Annotated in this window: 14 protein-coding genes; 3 read left to right on the top strand and 11 right to left on the bottom strand. The window is 71.3% G+C overall.

The window, feature by feature from the left end; genetic code table 11:
• Nucleotides 1-38 precede the first annotated feature (38 nt).
• Nucleotides 39-785: an extensin family protein gene (locus Q0863_RS12755; RefSeq protein ID WP_298578464.1), complete on the bottom strand. Its 747-nt coding sequence runs from the start codon at nt 783-785 to the stop codon at nt 39-41.
• A 155-nt stretch (nt 786-940) separates the two neighbouring features.
• Between Q0863_RS12755 and Q0863_RS12750 the strand changes: the two genes are divergently transcribed.
• Entirely contained in the window at nt 941-1,303 is a 363-nt protein-coding gene (locus tag Q0863_RS12750; protein WP_298578462.1) for a glycine zipper 2TM domain-containing protein, read from the top strand.
• Between the two features lie 183 nt (nt 1,304-1,486).
• Here the strand turns inward: Q0863_RS12750 and Q0863_RS12745 are convergent, their stop codons facing one another.
• Together Q0863_RS12745 and Q0863_RS12740 are read right to left on the bottom strand one after the other, a co-directional pair.
• Nucleotides 1,487-2,629, bottom strand: a complete 1,143-nt coding sequence (locus Q0863_RS12745; RefSeq protein WP_298578460.1) for an NAD-dependent epimerase/dehydratase family protein — start codon at nt 2,627-2,629, stop codon at nt 1,487-1,489.
• 154 nt (nt 2,630-2,783) lie between these two features.
• Entirely contained in the window at nt 2,784-3,131 is a 348-nt protein-coding gene (locus Q0863_RS12740; protein WP_298578458.1) for a RidA family protein, read from the bottom strand.
• A 221-nt stretch (nt 3,132-3,352) separates the two neighbouring features.
• Here Q0863_RS12740 and Q0863_RS12735 point away from each other — a divergent pair, with 221 nt between their 5' ends.
• On the top strand, nt 3,353-4,252 hold the full coding sequence (locus tag Q0863_RS12735) for a BON domain-containing protein (protein ID WP_298578456.1): 900 nt from the start codon (nt 3,353-3,355) through the stop codon (nt 4,250-4,252).
• 78 nt (nt 4,253-4,330) lie between these two features.
• Here the strand turns inward: Q0863_RS12735 and Q0863_RS12730 are convergent, their stop codons facing one another.
• Nucleotides 4,331-6,445 carry a M13-type metalloendopeptidase gene (locus tag Q0863_RS12730; protein WP_298578454.1) on the bottom strand — a complete coding sequence of 705 codons (2,115 nt, stop codon included), beginning with the start codon at nt 6,443-6,445 and terminating at the stop codon, nt 4,331-4,333.
• Between the two features lie 588 nt (nt 6,446-7,033).
• Nucleotides 7,034-7,501, bottom strand: a complete 468-nt coding sequence (locus Q0863_RS12725; protein WP_298578452.1) for a peptidylprolyl isomerase — start codon at nt 7,499-7,501, stop codon at nt 7,034-7,036.
• A 249-nt stretch (nt 7,502-7,750) separates the two neighbouring features.
• On the opposite strand from Q0863_RS12725, the gene Q0863_RS12720 reads away from it, so the two are divergent.
• A complete protein-coding gene (locus Q0863_RS12720) occupies nt 7,751-8,800 on the top strand; it encodes a sensor domain-containing diguanylate cyclase (protein ID WP_298578451.1) in 1,050 nt (349 codons plus the stop codon).
• A 13-nt stretch (nt 8,801-8,813) separates the two neighbouring features.
• Here the strand turns inward: Q0863_RS12720 and Q0863_RS12715 are convergent, their stop codons facing one another.
• From Q0863_RS12715 to ligD, 6 genes are all read right to left on the bottom strand, one after another.
• Complete coding sequence (locus Q0863_RS12715) at nt 8,814-9,674, bottom strand: endonuclease/exonuclease/phosphatase family protein (protein ID WP_298578449.1); 861 nt, start codon at nt 9,672-9,674, stop codon at nt 8,814-8,816.
• Complete coding sequence (locus Q0863_RS12710; RefSeq protein ID WP_298578447.1) at nt 9,664-10,974, bottom strand: acyltransferase family protein; 1,311 nt, start codon at nt 10,972-10,974, stop codon at nt 9,664-9,666. The genes Q0863_RS12715 and Q0863_RS12710 overlap by 11 nt, the downstream gene beginning before the upstream one ends.
• A gap of 69 nt (nt 10,975-11,043) precedes the next feature.
• Complete coding sequence (locus Q0863_RS12705) at nt 11,044-11,604, bottom strand: hypothetical protein (RefSeq protein ID WP_298578445.1); 561 nt, start codon at nt 11,602-11,604, stop codon at nt 11,044-11,046.
• 88 nt (nt 11,605-11,692) lie between these two features.
• Nucleotides 11,693-13,561, bottom strand: coding sequence for a right-handed parallel beta-helix repeat-containing protein (locus Q0863_RS12700; RefSeq protein WP_298578443.1), 1,869 nt, complete (start codon nt 13,559-13,561; stop codon nt 11,693-11,695).
• 115 nt (nt 13,562-13,676) lie between these two features.
• Complete coding sequence (locus Q0863_RS12695) at nt 13,677-14,531, bottom strand: OBAP family protein (RefSeq protein WP_298578441.1); 855 nt, start codon at nt 14,529-14,531, stop codon at nt 13,677-13,679.
• Between the two features lie 21 nt (nt 14,532-14,552).
• Nucleotides 14,553-17,183, bottom strand: a complete 2,631-nt coding sequence (ligD, locus tag Q0863_RS12690; RefSeq protein WP_298578439.1) for a DNA ligase D — start codon at nt 17,181-17,183, stop codon at nt 14,553-14,555.
• Nucleotides 17,184-17,243: the final 60 nt, after the last annotated feature.

Raw genomic sequence — 17,243 nt, 5'->3', positions numbered from 1 at the left:
CGGATCGCGGGCGCCTGGCTGTGGCCCGACGCCCTGCCCTAGCGGCAGATCCGCGCGCGCCCGCGATCGAAATGGAAGTGATCGGCGTGCGCGGCGTTGTAGTCCGGACCCAGCACCACGTCGAACCAGTCGCAGGCGCCGTCGCGCACGTCGCGCAGGAAGGCGGCCTCGGGATCCGGCTGGCTTTCCCCGTCCACTTCCGCCTCCGCGGCGCGCTCCCAGTCGGCCAGCACCGCGACGCGGCGCCCGTCCTCGAGCACGAAGCCCGCGATGTCGAAGGCGTCGGCCGTGGCGTGCTGGCTGCGGCGTCCAGCTTCACGGCCGTAGAGGTTGCGGCAGGCGTAGGAGCCGAAGTGTTCGATCCGCGAGACCGCGCTGCCCAGGTGTCGCCGCGCGGCCTGCTGCAGCGCGTGGCGTTCCCACATCGCCAGCGACAGCGCGGCGCGGCAGCTCAGCGGGAACGGTTCGCCGACGGCCACGCTGGTGCGCGAGATGCGGAAGGCATTGTCGAAGCCGCAGCCCGGCGCGGTGGTGCGGTCCTCGAGCGGCGACGCCTCCAGCTGCGCCTGCGCCAGGGTTGCGCGGCAGGTGTCGCGGTCGCCGCTGACCCGGTCGAACTTGAAGCGCGTCAGGACGTTGGGCGGATCGTCGATGCGCAGCGGCGCCCAGGGATTCCAGGCGTCGGGCACGCGCAGCGCGCCCGACCACAGCGCCCAGCCGGCGAAGGCGACGAGCAGCAGGAACAGCAGTCCGCCCAGCGGGCGGCGTGGTGGCCTGTCATTCATCGGCCCCATCCTGGCGGCGCGGCGTCGAACGAAGCGTGATGGCGTCCCGCATGGCCGGCGCCTGAACCCGGATGCATGCAGGCGCCGTATTTCACCGGGGATTTTCGCCGCCGCGCACAGCATGCGCGGTACACGTCGAGTAGAAGGAGATCCCCATGAAAACGTTCCATGGCAGCGTGATCCTCGCCTTCGCCCTCGCGGCCACGCCGCTGGCGCAGGCACAGACGTATGGTCCCGAGGACGAGGGCCGACGCTTCAGCGACGGCAGCCGCGTGGTCTGCGAGGACGTGGAGCTGCGCAAGGCCGATGGCGATCCGAACCGCATTGCCGGCACCGCCGCAGGCGCGGTAATCGGCGGCGTGATCGGCAGCCAGGTCGGCAGCGGCACCGGCCGCGACCTGGCCACGGTTGGCGGCGCCATTGCCGGCGGCGCGGTCGGACGCAAGGTGCAGGGCAATTCGCAGGAACAGCGCGGCGACCGCGTGGTGGAACAGCGCTGCACGCGCGTGTGGCGTTGATCGGGCGGGGTTGATCGGGCCGGGTTGATCCGACCGGATCGAGGCGTGCTCGCCGACGCGGCACCCGGCTGCGGCACGCGCCATCCGGCGGGAAACAAACCGCGTACGCGTCCAGGGCAAGGCGGCACCGTATCCGGTGCCGCCTTGCTGCGTTTCGCGGCCGCGCGCGGAATCAGGACGTGGCTACGCCGCCCTGCCCTTCCACGCCGCCAGGATCGCCGCTTCCTGCTCGCGCGTCGGCCCGGCCTGCAGCTTCGCCTGGCGCTCCGCCGGAAGCGAGCGGAACCACGCCAGCAGGTCGGCCACGGTCGTGGCCAGCGGCCGGAAAGTCAGCCCGGCTTCGAGTGCGCGCGCGTTGCTGACCGCGCCGTAGCCGCCGTACTGCGGATGCGTGCGCGAGACCCAGATCGGGAAGCCCGCCTCCTGCGATTCCAGGAACTCCGCCGGCACGTGGGTGAAGGTGGCCGGTCCGCCGGTCACCGCGTGGCAGCCATGCACCATCGCGTCGGTGCTCATCGCGTAGTCCGGGCCGCAGGCGTTGAAGGTGCCGGTGGTGCCGTTCTCGGCGAGCCGGATCATCCACTCGCCGAGGTCGCGACCGTCGATGATCTGCACGGGATCGCGGCCGTCGCCGGGCACCAGCACTTCGCCGCCCTGCGCGATGCGGTGCGGCCAGTAGGTGAAGCGGTCGGTCGCGTCGCGCGGGCCGACGATGTAGCCGGGACGCACGATGGTCGCGCGCGGGCCGAACTGGCGACGGGCTTCGGCCTCGCTCAGGGCTTTGAGCGGCCCGTACAGCGCGGCCATGTCGGCCATCAGCGTCTCGCGGGTTTCGGCCATCGCGTCGCTGCCCCGGTACGGGGCCAGCGGCGCGTCCTCGGTGATGCCGGCCTTCGCGCCGTCGGCATAGACCGAGATCGTCGAGATGAAAAGGTAGTGCCCGACCCGGCCGCGCAGCGCCTGTCCGGCATCGCGCACCCAGAACGGCAGCGTGGTGGGATTGTCGATACACACGTCCCACTCGCGCCCCGCCAGCGCGGACAGGTCGCCGCTGTTGCGGTCGCCGTGCAGTTGTTCGACTTCGCTGCCCCACTCCGGCGACGGACTCCTGCCGCGGTTGAACAGGGTGACCTTGTGTCCGCGCGCGAGCGCGTAGTCCACCTGGAATGGCCCGGTGAAGCCGGTGCCGCCGAGGATCAGGATCCGCAGCGGTCTTGCAGCGCGCGCCACCGGCGGCGCGGTCGCGGCGGCGGCGATCGACGGCAGCGCGGCGGAGGCGGCGGCAAGTGCGCCGAGCTTGAACAGGTCGCGGCGGGTGGTACGCATGGCAAGGACTCCCCGGATGGTGGCGAAGTTCTACCACCGCGCCGGCGCCGCGACCCATGACGAAAGTCGCGGTGGCGGCAGCCGCCAGACCGGGCAAACCGCAGCGAGGCGCGACGGCGCCCGTTTTCCGGACGCGCCGCCGCCTGCGCAAGCGTCAGCCAGCGGCTGCGGTCACCACGATCTCGACCTTCCATTCCGGCCGCGCCAGGCGCGCCTCGACGGTGGCGCGCGACGGCGCCTGCCCCGCCGCCACCCAGGCATCCCAGGCGCGGTTCATGCCGGCGAAATCGCCGATGTCGGCGAGGTAGATCTGCGCGCGCAGGATCCGGGTCTTGTCGCTGCCCGCCTGTGCCAGCAGCGCGTCGATCGCCTGCAGCACTTCGCGGGTCTGCGTTTCGATGTCCGCGCCGTCGGTTTCGGGCACCTGACCGGCGAGATAGACCACGCCGTTGTGGATGCTGGCTTCGGACATGCGGGGGCCGGCGTCGATGCGCTGGATCATGGGCGTTCCATCGGAAAGGAAGGGAGGCGGCACGATATGCCAGCCGCCGCCGCGCGGGAAGCGCGGATGCGTTCCGATGCGCGCCGACGCACCGTCACGGACCTGAACGCGTGCAGTAGATATGCGGCGGCATCGCGCGGCAACGGAATCTCCACGCGATCGATGCGCCGTTCGCACGCGGCGGGCGCGAAGATCGTCGCTCCCCCACACGGAGCGAGCAGATGGCCACATACCGCGATCCAGGCGACACCGGACGCGGGCGCCGCGGCGTCCGGCCCGAAGACGACCGCCGCCCCACCGGCGATGACGACTACACCCGCCAGCTTGCCGACCGCTACGGGCACGGCAACGGCGGCTACGATCGCGATGCCTACCGCCAGGGCGGCTATGGCGAAGTCGGTCCCGACCACGGCGGCCTCGATCGCGACGCCCCCCGTGGCGCGCGTGGCAGCGCCCGCGAGTCGGACAGCATCGGCCGCGAGTTCGCACCGCGGCGTGCGTATCGCGACCGCGGCCATGGCGAAGGCGTGCACGGCGACGAGCGCGTTTCCACCGGCGTGTTCGGCGGCGGTGCCGACCAGGACACGCGTTCGGGCGGCCAGTACCAGGGCGAGAGCGGGCGCGGCGCACAGGGCGGCTACGGCGGCGACTTCAGCGGTGGCGGCTACGTGGGCCGCGGCACGGGCGCGCGGCCGCAACGCGACGCACGCAGCGGCGGCGCCTTCGGCGAGGATCCGCGCGGCTGGTACGGCCCCGAGGGCAGCAGCCGGGCCGGCGGCGACGAGGACCGCAGCCGCGCGTTCGCCCAACCCGGCGGCGGATTCCGCGGCCGCGGGCCGAGGAACTACACCCGTTCCGACCAGCGCATCACCGAAGACCTGTGCGAACGGCTGACCGAGGCCGACGACATCGACGCCAGCGGCATCAAGGTGCAGGTCAGCCAGGGCGTGGTCACGCTGTCGGGCACGGTCGGCGAGCGGTGGATGAAGCATCGCGCCGAGGACATGGCCGAAGCCTGCGGCGGCGTGCGCGACGTGGAGAACCTCATCCGGGTGCAGCGCGACGAAGGCCGGACGGGTTCCGGCGCTGCTGCGGGTCGGGCCGATCCGTCTTCGCGATGAGAGGCGGCGCAGCCGCGTCCGCGCGGCTGGCGCCCCGATGACGAAGGGGGCGGCTGTTCGCCGCCCCCTTCGCTTGCGTCACCAGATGCGGACGCGGTCTTCCGGTGCGATCCACAGCGGATCGCCCTGCTTCACCCCGAACGCCTCGTACCAGGCATCGATGTTGCGCAGCGGCGCGAACGCACGGATGTGCCCGGGCGAATGCGTGCCGTTGACCAGCTGCTGGCGCAGCGCATCGTCGCGCCAGAGCGTGCGCCACACCTGCGCCCAGCCCAGGAACAGGCGCTGCTCGCCGCTGAAGCCGTCGACCACCGGCGCCGGCTTGCCGTCGAGCGAGCGGCGGTAGGCCTCCAGCGCGATGGTCAGGCCACCGAGGTCGCCGATGTTCTCGCCCATCGCGACACGGCTGTTGATGTGCATGCCCGGCAGCTGCGGGAACTCGTAGGCCTCGTACTGCGCGCCCAGCTTGGCCGCCTGCGCCTCGAACTTGGCCGCGTCCTCGGCCGTCCACCAGTCGCGCAGCACGCCGGCACCGTCGGACTTGCGGCCCTGGTCGTCGAAGCCGTGGATGATCTCGTGGCCGATCACGCCGCCGATGGCGCCGTAGTTGACCGCCGGGTCGGCATCGGGATCGAAGAACGGCGGCTGCAGGATGCCGGCCGGGAACACGATCTCGTTCTTCACCGAGTTGTAGTACGCATTGACCGTCTGCGGGGTCATCCCCCACTCGGCCTTGTCGACCGGCTTGCCGATGCGGGCGCGGCGGTAGTCCCACTCGAAGCTGCGCGAACGCAGCGCGTTGCCGAACACGTCGCCGTCGCGCACTTCCAGCGCACTGTAGTCGCGCCACTGGTCGGGATGGCCGATCTTCAGCCCGAAGCCGGCCAGCTTGGCGCGCGCCTCGGCCTTGGTTTCGGGCGACATCCACTCCAACGCATCCAGGCGCGCACCCATCGCCAGCTTCACGTTGGCGACCAGGTCGTCCATCTTGGCCTTGGCATCGGGCGGGAAGTACAGCGCCACGTAGTCGCGGCCGATTGCCTCGCCCATCGCGCCTTCCACGAACGACACCGCGCGCTTCCAGCGCTCGCGCGGCTCCGGCTGGCCGGACATGAACTTCTCGCGGAACTCGTAGTGCGCGTTGACGAAACGTGCGGGCAGCAGCGGCGCCATCGAATCGACGAGGTCGGCGGCCTGCCAGGCCTTGAGCGTGTCGAGGTCGGTTTCGGCGAAGGCCTTGGCCATCTGCGGGATGGCGCTGTCCTGGCGGACCACGGCGCGTTCGGCATGGCCCACGCCGGAGGCTTCGAAGAAGGTTTCCCACGGGAAGCCCGGCGCCTTGGCGTCGAACTCCGACAGCGGCAGCGGGTTGTAGGTCTTGTCGCGGTCGCGGCTCTGCGCGCGGGTCCAGTGCGCCTCGGCGATGCGGGTCTCGAAGGCCAGCACCTTCTTCGCATTGCCTTCCGGGTCGTCCCAGCCGGCCAGGGTCAGCAGTTCGGCGAGGTAGGCCAGGTAGCGCTCGCGTTGCGGCGCGAAGTTCTCGCGCAGGTACATCTCGCGATCGCCCAGGCCCAGGCCCGACTGCGACAGGTAGAGGGTGTAGCGGTCCGGATCGCGCTGGTCGTCGGACACCATCAGCCGGAACAGCCCGCCACCGAAGCCGCGCGCGACGCTGGCGCGCACCAGCGCGTCCTTGTCGCCCGCGTCGCGCAGCTGCGCCAGCAGCGGCTGCAGCGGCGCATCGCCGCGCGCCTCGACGGCGGCCTCGTCCAGGAAGTCCCGGTAGAGCGTGGCGATCTTGGCCGCGTCACCGCCGGTGGCCGGGTCGCCCTCCGGGTAGCCGTCGAGCAGGCTGCGCACGCGCGCCTCGGACAGGTCGCGCAGCACGCGGAAGTTGCCGTAGCTCGACTGGTCGGACGGGATCTGCGTGGTGCGGGCCCACTGCCCGCTGGCATAGGCGAAGAAGTCCTCGCCCGGTGCGACGCTGCGGTCCATGCCGGCCGTGTCGACGCCCCAGGTGCCGTAGCGCTTCGCCTGGATGGCGCCCGCGCCCGCGCCGCCGCCGGCCTCGACCGGGACCAGCGCCTGCAGTGTGCAGGCCTCGTCCAGGCAGCCATGGCCGTCGTGGGTCGCCGCCTGGGCGGACAGGGCCAGTGCCAGCAGCGTTGCCGCCGACAGGATGTTCTTCTTCAAGATCGCTCTCCAATCTATTGATATATAAACGAAGGCGGTCTTGTGCACGCGCCGCCCCGCCGGCCAGCATAGCGACGGCGGCGGCTGCCGACCCGGGCCGAAGGGCATGGTGGGGTTGCCCCGCGCGAGCTGGTTCGCAAAGGCACCCGCGACCGGGGTCGCTTCCACATGGCGGCCCGCCGGGCTTCGCGTGCTCCGGCGCCTGTGGGAGCGCGCTCGCGGGCGAAAGCGTTCGCGACCAAGGTCGCTCCCACAGGGGTGGGGCATCGCTCCCACAGGGATGGGGCGTCGCTTGCACAGGATGGAGCGTCGCTCCCACACCGGTGGCACGTCGCGGCTCCGCATGCGCACCCAGCCTGTGGGAGCGCGCTTGCGCGCGAAAGCGTTCGCGACCAAGGTCGCTCCCACAGGGATGGGGCGTCGCGGCTCCACATGCGCAACCCGCCTGTGGGAGCGCGCTTGCGCGCGAAAGCACGGGATGACCTCGCTTCCCAGGCGACGCCAACGCGACCGCCCAGGCAGCGCACGACAATGCGTGCCGTGCGCCGCATACGCTCCGGCGGGCGATCAGTCCTGTGCGGCCCGCGATCAGTCCTGTGCGGCGCGCCCGGACTGCTTCTCTTCCTCGGTCGATTCGCGCACGTCTAGCACGCGGACGTCGAAGTGCAGGGTCTGCCCGGCCAGCGGATGGTTGCCGTCGATGCGCACGGTATCGCCGGCCACTTCGACCACGGTCACCAGCAGCGGTCCACGCTCGCTGCTCGCCTCGAACTGCATGCCCGGCTCGACCTTGTCCACGCCCTTGAACGCTTCGCGCGGCAGCACCTGGACCATGCCTTCGTTGCGGACGCCATAGGCCTCCTCGGGACGCACGTCGACCTGCAGCGCGTCGCCGGCCTGCTTGCCGGCCAGCGCCTTTTCCAGGCCCGGGATGATGTTGCCGGCGCCGTGGAAATAACGCAGCGGACGGGATTCGGAGGACTGGTCGATGATCCGGCCGTCATCGCCGGTCAGGGTGTAGTGGATGCTCGCAACGCGCGCGGCGGCAATCTCCATGGAGGGTCTCCTTGGACGGTGTGAAGAAATGGGAGGGGTTCGCGAGGGACACCGGAACAGTCACGGTGCAGGGCGAACGCGGTCCACCTTAGCGGCTGGATGCGGTGGGCGCAAACGCGCGCAGCCCGGATCCGGGGCGTTCGCATGCGCCAGGTGAACCGTCGGTTCAGCCGGTCCTCCAGATGCAGGCGATGCGGCCGTTACCGGAATCGACGAGGCGATGAAGATCCCGACGATGTGATTCCGTAGATGGCGCAGCCCCCGACCAGACAGCAGCGCAGCCGCAGCCGGCGGTTCATCCGGCGCATCCACGGCATGCGCATGCTGGGGACGCTGCTGTGCGCGCTGCCGATCGGCTCGGTGCTGGCCGAGCGCGACGCGCATCCACTGTTCTGGGCCCTGCTCGCGCTGAACGCATTCGCCTGGCCGCAGCTCGCCTACTGCCTCAGCCTGCGTGCGCGCGACCCGGTCGCCACGCAGTTCCGCTTCCTGGTCCTGGACTCGGCCGCCTCGGGCCTCTGGATCGCGATGATGGCGGTCAGCGCGGTGCCGACGGTGTTGTTCACCACGGTCGCGACGGCGGACAAGATCGCGGCCGGCGGATGGCCCCTGCTGCGCCGCTCGACGATCGCGCTCGCGCTCGGCTTCCTGCTCGCCTGGAGCCTGCTGGGATTCCCGTTCGAGCCGGCGAGTTCGCTCCGCACCCAGCTGCTGTCGGTGCCGCTGCTGCTGGTCTATCCGGTGGCGTTGAATCTGGTCACCTACCGGCTTGGCCGCAGGATTGCCGACCAGAAGCGCGAGCTGCAGCGCCTCAACCGCACCGACCGCACCGTGCAGGTGCCCAACCGGCCCTACTTCGAGGAGATGGCGGCGGCGGAATTGGCGCATTTCCGGCACAGCGGCCGCCCCGCCTCGCTGCTGCTGCTCGACATCGACCGCTTCAAGACCATCAACGATCGTTACGGCCACGGCGTGGGCGACATCGTGCTCAAGCGCATCGCCGCGGTGCTGCGCAGGAACGTGCGCGGCGCCGACCTGCCCGCCCGCTACGGCGGTGACGAGTTCGCGGTGCTGCTGGTGGAGGCCGACCGGGCGCGGGCCGTCGAGGTGGCCGAGCGCATCCGCGCGGAAGCCGAGCGCCAGGCCTTCGACGTCGACCCGGCGCTGCGCTGCACGCTCAGCATCGGCGTCGCCCAGGCGGACGACCGCTACGACAGTCTCGATGCCTGGGTGCGTGCCGCGGACGCGGCGCTCTATCGCGCCAAGGACGCCGGCCGCAACCAGGTGGCGGCGGCCTGAATCGCGGCGCGGTTCAGTCCGCGACCGGGGCGTCGAACTCCACCACGACCGGAAAATGGTCCGACACCTGCCGGCCATCCACCGGCCTGGCCAACGTGCGCGCGTTGCGCGGCTGCAGGCCGCGGTACAGGATCCAGTCGATGCGCGCACCCGCGACGCCGCTGAAGCCGTGGAAGGTGCCGGCGGGCCCCTCGCGTCGCGGGGCCTGCTCCCAGGCGTCGTGCAGCACGCCGGTCAGCCGCCGGTGCACGGCGCTGCGAGGCACGTCGTTGAAGTCGCCCAGCACGATCGCCGGGCCGTCGTCGAACGTCGCCAGCCGCTGCAGGATCAACGCGGCGCCACGCAGGCGCGCGTCGCCATCCTCCGGCCGATACGGCAGGTGGGTGTTGAGCAGGTGCAGGCGCAGGCCGTCGGCGCGCCGCTCGAACAGGCCCCAGCTGACCATGCGCGGATACGGATGGCCCCAGCTGATGCTGCCGGGCTGCTCCGGCGTCGACGACAGCCAGAAGTGGCCCGATTCGACCAGGCGCATCGTGTCGCGGCGATAGAACACGCCCATGTGCTCGTCCTGGTCGCCGCCACGGCGTCCGACGCCGAACCAGCCGTAGTCCGGCAGTCGTGCGGCCAGCTCGTCCGCCTGGGTGCGCATCAGTTCCTGGGTGCCGAGCAGGTCCGGTGCGGCGGCGTCGATCAGCCGCGCCATCGCGTCGCGGCGCAGCGCCCAGCGGTCGGGGCCATCGGCGTCCAGCGGCAGGCGCACGTTGAGCGTCATCACCCGCAGCGGCGCGGGCGCGGGTGTCAGCGAGCGGCACGCGACCATCGCCAGTAGCAGGCAGGCAACGAGCGCGCAGGCGAGCGCGTGGCTAGGCCGCATCGACGTTGCCCTCGCCTGTCGGATCCACACCGCGCCGACGCAACTGCCAAGAGGCCAGCAGCACCGCCGGCAGGCCGATCACCGCCCCTGGCCACACGCCCCAGGCCAGTGCCGCGGTCAGGCCGGCATACAGCGCGATGCCGCCGACGACGATGCGCCCCGTCGCGTCCACGGCCGGTACCTCGCGGGCGCGGCCAAGCTCGAAACGCAGCACCGCCGCGATCACCGGCGCGACCATCAGCAGGCACAGCGCGATCCAGCAGGCGCGTCCCAGCCAGAAGCCGGGGTCGCCCGGCAGCCCCGCGTCGATCGGCGCGCCGAGCCGTTCGCCCAGCCACGCCGCCGGCAGCTCGGCCAGCTTGTGCCACAGGTACAGCGGCATGCCCAGCGCGCCCAGCATCGCGATCGCCCGTGCCGGCGCGTGGCCCGCCAGCAGGCGCCGGGCCAGCGGTTCGAACAGCAGGACCGCGCCGACCTGCAGCCACATCACCCCGACCAGCGCGAGCGTGGGCGGCAGCATGTTGTTGCCCGCCAGCGCCACGCCCACCATCGCCACCGGGTAGCCGCTGCCCATCGCCAGCAGCAGCCAGCCCGCGCCCAGCAGCAGGAACCCGGCCCCGGTCACGACGCCGCCAAAGCGGCCGCGCTTCCAGGCGATGCCCAGCTGCTGCGGAATCAGCCAGACCAGCAGCATGTTCAGCCAAGCGATACCGGCGGGCCGCTCGGCCACCCGCGCGCCGAGTTCGCGCAGGTCCTGCAGCGAGTTCACGTCGGCACGGACCAGGTCCAGCGCGGCCGCGGCCAGCACCAGCACCAGCACCGTCGCGGCGCCGAAGCGCGCATCCAGCCGCAGGCACCACGGCAGCAGCGCCTGCACCGTGAGCAGCATCAGCAGGAACCACAGGTGGATGGTCAGCGACTGGTCGAACACGCCCAGCAGGCGCCCGCCGGACAGCAGCCCGAGCAGCGCCAGCGCAACGAGCACCGCCAGGTAGGTCACCGTCGGCCGCGCCAGCGACAGCGCGCGCGCAGCCCACCAGGTCCGTTGTCCGTCGCCGGCCATGCGCCGCGCCACGCCGTCGGTACTGACCGCGGCGGAGACGAAGACGAACAGCGGCACCACCTGCACCAGCCAGGTCAGCATGCCGGCCGCATCCCAGGCGGCCAGCAGGTGGTCGGTGCCGACCAGGCGGCCGTCCGACAGCCGCGGCAGGGTCGCGACCCAGTGTCCGAACACCACCACCAGCAGCGCGCCGGCGCGCAGTGCATCCGGATACGGGTCGCGCTGTGGCGTGGGCATGGGCGATCCGCGGCGGGAATGGCCCATGGTAGCCCCGGCCGCAGCCTGGCCGCCGCGCACGCCGCGCCGCTACAGGGTCTGGGTGACGTCGGCGCCGCGCGCGGACAGGAACTCCGCCGCGCGGGTGCGCTGCTCATGGCTCAGCGCGTGCACCACCACCGTGGTGCGGCCTTCTTCCATCGCGTCGTGGGTGGCCTGGATGTAGCGGTCGTGGTCCGGGCGCAGCGAGACCAGCCCGCCCAGCAGCAGCCCAGCCGTCGCGCCGAAGAACAGCAGCACCAGCAACGCCGCCACCGGCGACTGCACGATGAACGGCACACCGCCCCAGTACAGCAGCCCGAACGCAAGCAGCCCCAGCACCGCGCCCCAGATGCCCAGCCACATGTGGGCGAGGATGATCGTTCGCCAGATGCCGCCGCCTTCCGGCTCGAGCTTGATGTCCACGTCGGCCGAACCGGGCGCGATCAGCTTGACCTGCGAGGTCGCGACGTCCAGCTCCCGGCACAGCGCGGCCGCCGCATCCTGTGCGGCGCGCCGGCCGTCGAAGACCGCGGCCAGCTTGCTGTTGGAGACTTCACCGGTGACCGGAATGTCGGACATCGCCATCGAACCCTTGCTGCGTGCGCGCATGGTCCCAGAGGCGATGTCGCACCGACGTGAGGCGTTTGCGACAACGGCCGTCCCCGCCGGCGCGACGGGGACGGCCGGATTCCCGAGATCAGTGGCCGGCGTGCTGGAACGCGGTCGGCCAGGCACCCGGCAGCGCAGCGCCGCTCCAGCCCAGTACCTTGCGCGCCTCCTCCGGCACCGCGGCAGGCTGCAGTCCCTCGAACTGGCGCGCCAGTTGGAAATGGCGCAGGTCGACGCTGCGGAACACGCTGCCCTGCCAGGGCACCAGCGCGACGCCATGCGCCTCTACGCCCGCGCCCTTGCGGAATGCGGCGAGATCGTCGTAGCGCGCCAGGCAGTCCCGGCCGGGGACCGGGCTCCAGGTCACCAGCGGTTCGGCGGACGGACCGCGCACATAGGCATTGCCGTCCACGCGCGTGGCCATCGGCCGGGTCAGCGTGCCGCACTGGCTGGCCTTCTGGTCGAAGTGCAGCAGCGCATCGGTGAAGCCTTCGCCGCCGACCAGCAGGTTGCCCTCGAACACGTGGCCCTCGCGCTCGTCCACGTCCGGCCCGGTCTGCGGATGCCAGCCGAAGTGGTCGTCGCGTGCGCTGCGCTCGTCGCGGTCGAACATCACCGGCGAGTCGAGGAAGGTGTTGTGGTAGACCCGCGCTCCGGAGCTGTTGAGCACGCGGATGCCCTGCTGGTTGTCGACGAACACGTTGCCGGCCACCACCACGCCCTTGGAGATCTCGAAGAACAGGCCGATCAGCGTGCCCTCGACGTGGTTGTTGGCGAACACGCCCTCGACATTGCCCACGTCGTACCAGACGCCGTTGGAGTGCGGATGCTCGATCACCAGGTTGTCGCGCACCACCACGCGCCAGGACTGGTTGAAGATCTTCACCGCCGCCGGGAAATAGCCGGTCAGCTGCTCGACGTTGTTGCGGCGGATGATGTTGCGCTCGAGCAGCACGTCCGAGGAGCCGATCACGTAGATGCCCTCGGTGCCGGTGTCGCTGACCAGCGAGTTGCGGATCGTCAGCCCGTCGCCGCGGAAATAGCCCGCCACGCGCGAGGTGTGGCTGATGGTGACGTTGTCGAGGGTGGTGCCGATCACTTCCTTGCCGTGCTGCGACGGATCGGAGATGCCCACAGGATCGTCGGTCGGCTCGTCGTTCGGGCCGGTCGACGGCTTCTTGCCCTCGATGTCGATGGCGCGGAAGGCGTACTGGGTGAAGGTCAGGCCGCGGATGGTCGGGCCCTTGCCGTCGGACGGCTTGCCGTGCACCTCGCGCGAGGGCCGGTGCAGGGCGATGTCGTGCGCGGTGATCTCGATCTCGTGCTTGGCCGGATCCACGCCGATGTAGACGTAGCCGCGCTCGTAGTCGATGTAGTAGCCGTCCTCGCCGAGGTCGCCGGCCCAGCCCTGCGAGAGCAGCGGCCGGCCGTCGACGAAGACCATGTCGTTGTTGAAGCGGTGCAGCGGCGTGCGCATGCCCTCGCGCTCGACGCGCCACCAGGCCAGCGGCTGCGCCGGGAACAGGCGGTCCCACTTCGTGCGCCAGACGTTGTCGCGCAGCGCCTCCCATCCGCTCGCCACCCGCGTGCCCTTCAGCACCGGGCGTTCGTCGAGATAGGGCTGCATCACGATGCCCTGGTTGAGCTGCAGGCCGCCGGTGCGGTAGGTGCCGCCGCGCAGCACGATGCTGTCGCCGGTGACCACGCGGGCGATGGCCGCCTCCAGCGTGGTGGGCCGCTCGGGCGAACTGCCCGGCGCGGCCGCGTCGCCGTCCGGGGCGACGTAGTGCACGGTGCCTTCGGTCGGCACCGCATAGGACTGCGGGATCGGGCCGTAGGGCCCGCCGGAAGGTTGCGCCAGCGCGGCCAGCGGCAGCGCGGCAAGCAGGATCAGGATCGCGACGACCGGCGACGGGCGACGCGAACGCGCGACAGGCGCGTTGATGGACAGCGGCATGCAGTTCCCTCCCAGGGACAGCGGCGACGTTCGGACATGCGGCACAGCCACCGCATGTTAGCGCTATCAGAAGGTAGCACCGCTGGCCGTGGCTGGCGACCTCCGAAGACCCGCGTTACCCGCCGGTCGCATCGTCGCGCGTCGCGTCCCCGCCCTGCGCGGGCGCGGTGCCGTCCGAGTCCGCGTTGCGCTCCGGCGCCTCCCCGCCCTGTTGCGCCTCCGCCGGCGGGTGCGCATGTCCGGTCGGATCCGGCACCTGGTAGACGTGGCCGCGCTGCCAGGCGTCGGCGCCTGGATCGATGGGCGGCGCGGGAATGTCTTCGCGGTCGCGGCGCCTGTCGGCGCTGCCGATGCCCAGACGCTCGTCGCGCGCGGCGATCATGGCCGGATCCGCCTGTCCGTCGGCGGTGAAACCCATCATCAGCTGCGGCACGCCGTAGGGCAGCTCGAGGTCCTGGTCGGTATGCCAGGTGTGCCAGGTCTTGCCGTAGGTGCCGACCAGCTTCTGCATCAGCGCGTGTTCGGCCACCCCCGGCAGGCCGGGCGCCACCAGCGTGCCCGACTTCACCTCGTGCACGTGGCTGTGCCACAGGGCCTTCTCTTCCGCCGGCAGCCCCGCGAACAGTTCGCCGCTGACGATGTACTCCACGCCCATGATCTTGGCCTCGCGCACGCTGCCGTCGAAGATCACGCACTGGATCAGGTCGTCGTTGAGCACCGCGCAGTAGTGGTGCGCTTCCATCTGCGCGTCCATGCGGCCGTTGTAGAAGTGGAACCCGTCCAGATAGGCGTTGAGCGCGTCGATCGGCGGCTTGTCCTGCAGCGCGGCCGCGCCGGCATCGAGCGCGCGCGTCATCGGGGTTTCGCTGTCGCCGGGCGCGTCCACGCCGGACTCGGTGTCGCTGCCGCCACAGGCGCCGAGCGCGAGCGCGGCCAGCATGGCGAGGGGCAGTGGCGTGCGGCTGTGCATGTCGGTCTCCGTTCGGATGGGTCAGGCGTCCTTCGCCCAGCGGGCGAGGTTCTGGCGGATGCGGTCGATGTCTTCCCAGGGATCCTTGCGCCGGCGCCGGAGCCTGGGCGGCACGTCCTTGATGGTGAAGGCGCTGGCCGCCGGCAGCTTCGACAGCTCGCGCCAGGCCAGTGGCATGGCCACCGGCGCGCCCGGCCGCCCGCGCAGCGAGTACGAGGCCACGGCCGTGGCGCCGCGGCCGTTGCGCAGGTAGTCGATGAAGATCCGCTTGCTGCGCTTGCTCTTGGTGGCGGTGGCCAGGAAGCGGTCCGGCTGCGACTGCGCCAGCGTCTCGGCGAAGCCGCGGGCGAAGCGCTTGGTCAGGTCCCAGTCGCAGCCGGGATTGAGCGGCACCACCACGTGCAGGCCCTTGCCGCCGGAGGCGCGCAGGAACGACACGAGTTCGAGCTGCTCGAGCAGCTTGCGGATGTCGGCGGCGGCCTTCTTGACCTCGAAGAATGGCACGCCCTCGCCCGGATCCAGGTCGAACACCACCCGGTCGGCGACGTCCGGATCGGCCGCATGCGCGCCCCAGGGATGGAACTCGAGCGTGTTGAACTGCACCAGCTCCATCAGTCCCGCTTCGTCCTCGACCACCAGGTAGTCCGCGTTGCGGCCGCTCTCTTCCTTCAGCCGCACGGTGGACACGCGCTCCAGGCCGGCGGTGAGGTGCTTCTGGAAAAAGCAGGCCTGGCCGATGCCGCCGGGACAGCGGATGACCGACAGCGGCCGGCCGACGATCTCCGGCAGCAGGTGGTCCATCACCGCGATGTAGTAGTCCCACACGTCCTGCTTGGTGATGCCTGCGTCGGGAAAGACGATCTTCTCGGGGCTCGACAGCGTCGGCAGGTCGCTGGCGTCCTTGCCGCGCTTCGCGCCCCTGCTCGCCTTCGCCGGCTTCTTCGTCGCCTTCTTCGCGGCGACCTTGGCCGCGCCCGTGCGCGCCTTCGCGCCGCCGGTCCTGGACGTGCTGCGTTTGCTGCTGGCCTCTGCCATGTCGGTGACCCGGGTGCTGGTGGAATCGCGGTCGCTGTCGGCCAGGTCGCCGATGTCCTTGTCCCAGCGCACCGCCTTGAGCGAGGGCTGGCGCAGGAGGGCCTGGCGTCCGATGCCGCGGAAATTCACTTCGACGACGAAACGCGGCGCGAACCAGGTCGCGCTGCGCAGGTCGGTGTCGGTGGTGCCGACGAACGCCGTCGCCTTGCGACCGCCGCCGCGCAGCCGGGCGCTCACCTCGCGCATCAGTGCGTCGTTGAAGCCGCTGCCGACGCGGCCGACGTAGCGCCAGCCGTGCTCGGGGTCGGGCTTGGCCAGCAGGAGCGAGCCGAAGCCCGTGCGGCTGCCCTTGGGGGCGGTGTAGCCGACGACCGCGAACTCGTCGCTGGCCAGCTGCTTGGTCTTGCGCCAGTCGTCGCTGCGGCCGCCGTGGTACGGACGATCGCCACGCTTGGAAATGATGCCTTCGAAGTCGCGCTCGCCGGCAAGCCGGTAGGCCGCTTCACCATCGCCCACGATGTGCGAGCTGTAGGCCAGCTGCGCAGGCGCGCCGTCGAGCAGTTCTTCCAGCAGCGCCTTGCGCTCGAGCAGCGGCGCCGCACTGATGTCGACGCCATCCACGTGCAGCAGGTCGAACAGCGCCAGCGCCAGCCGCCCCTGCCGTTCGCCCGACAGCGTGGCCTGCAGCAGGTTGAAATCGTCGCGGGTACCGCCGCCTGCGAGCAGCTCGCCGTCGAGCGCACCCGAGCGCAGGCCCAGGGCCTCGATGGCCTCGCGGATGTCGGGCAGCTTGTCGGTCCACTCCAGCGCGTTGCGCGACCAGAGCCGGACCCGCCTGTCGGCGATCGTGGCGACGATGCGGTAGCCGTCCCACTTGAGTTCGTGGATCCACTGTTCGCCCCTGGGCGGCGCGTCGCCGAGCTTGGCCAGCTGCGGCTCGAAGGGCCCCGGGGGCGCCGGCGCCCTGGCCGCCCCGGACAGCTTCAGCGCCTTGCGCGACCAGTCCTTGCGCCGCGCCTTGCGCACCGGCACCTCGGCCAGTTTCCTGCGCGCGGCCTTGCCCGCCCCGGCGCGCTTGATGTCCGCGGCCGGGGCGCTGGCGACGTCGGCCAGCAGGTCGTCCGCTTCCAGGTCGCCGGCGTAGTCGTCGCGATCCTTGAACAGCAGCCACTGCGGCTGTCGCGCCGGCTTGCCCGATCGCACCAGGTGCCAGCCGCCCTTGAGCTTGCGCCCGAACAGTTCGAAGCGCAGGTGGCCCTTGGCCAGCTGCGTCTCCGGATCGCCGTCCGTGGTCCACACCCCGTGGTCGAACCGCGCCACGTGGCCGCCGCCATATTCCTCGCGCGGGATCTCGCCTTCGAACGAGGCGTAGTCGAGCGGATGGTCTTCCACCTCCACCGCCATGCGCTTGACCGCAGGATCGTAGCTGGGCCCCTTGGGCACCGCCCAGCTGCGTAGCGCATCGCCCACCTGCAGCCGGAAGTCATAGTGGCGGCGGCTGGCGTGGTGCAGCTGCACGACGAAGATCGGCCGCTTGCCGGCCGGTGGCGGCTTGCCGGGTTCGGGTTCGCGGGTGCGGTCGAAGCGGCGTTTGCGGCGGTAGTCCTCGAGGGTCACGGCCGTCCCCTGCCCGTGCGGGCACCGGTGCCGTGCGTGGCGGGCACCGACCGGCGGTTG

The organism is uncultured Luteimonas sp. (assembly GCF_947492465.1).
Classification (GTDB): Bacteria; Pseudomonadota; Gammaproteobacteria; order Xanthomonadales; family Xanthomonadaceae; genus Luteimonas.
Note: the sequence above shows the minus strand (reverse complement) of the source record. Positions and strands in the feature narration are given on the sequence as shown.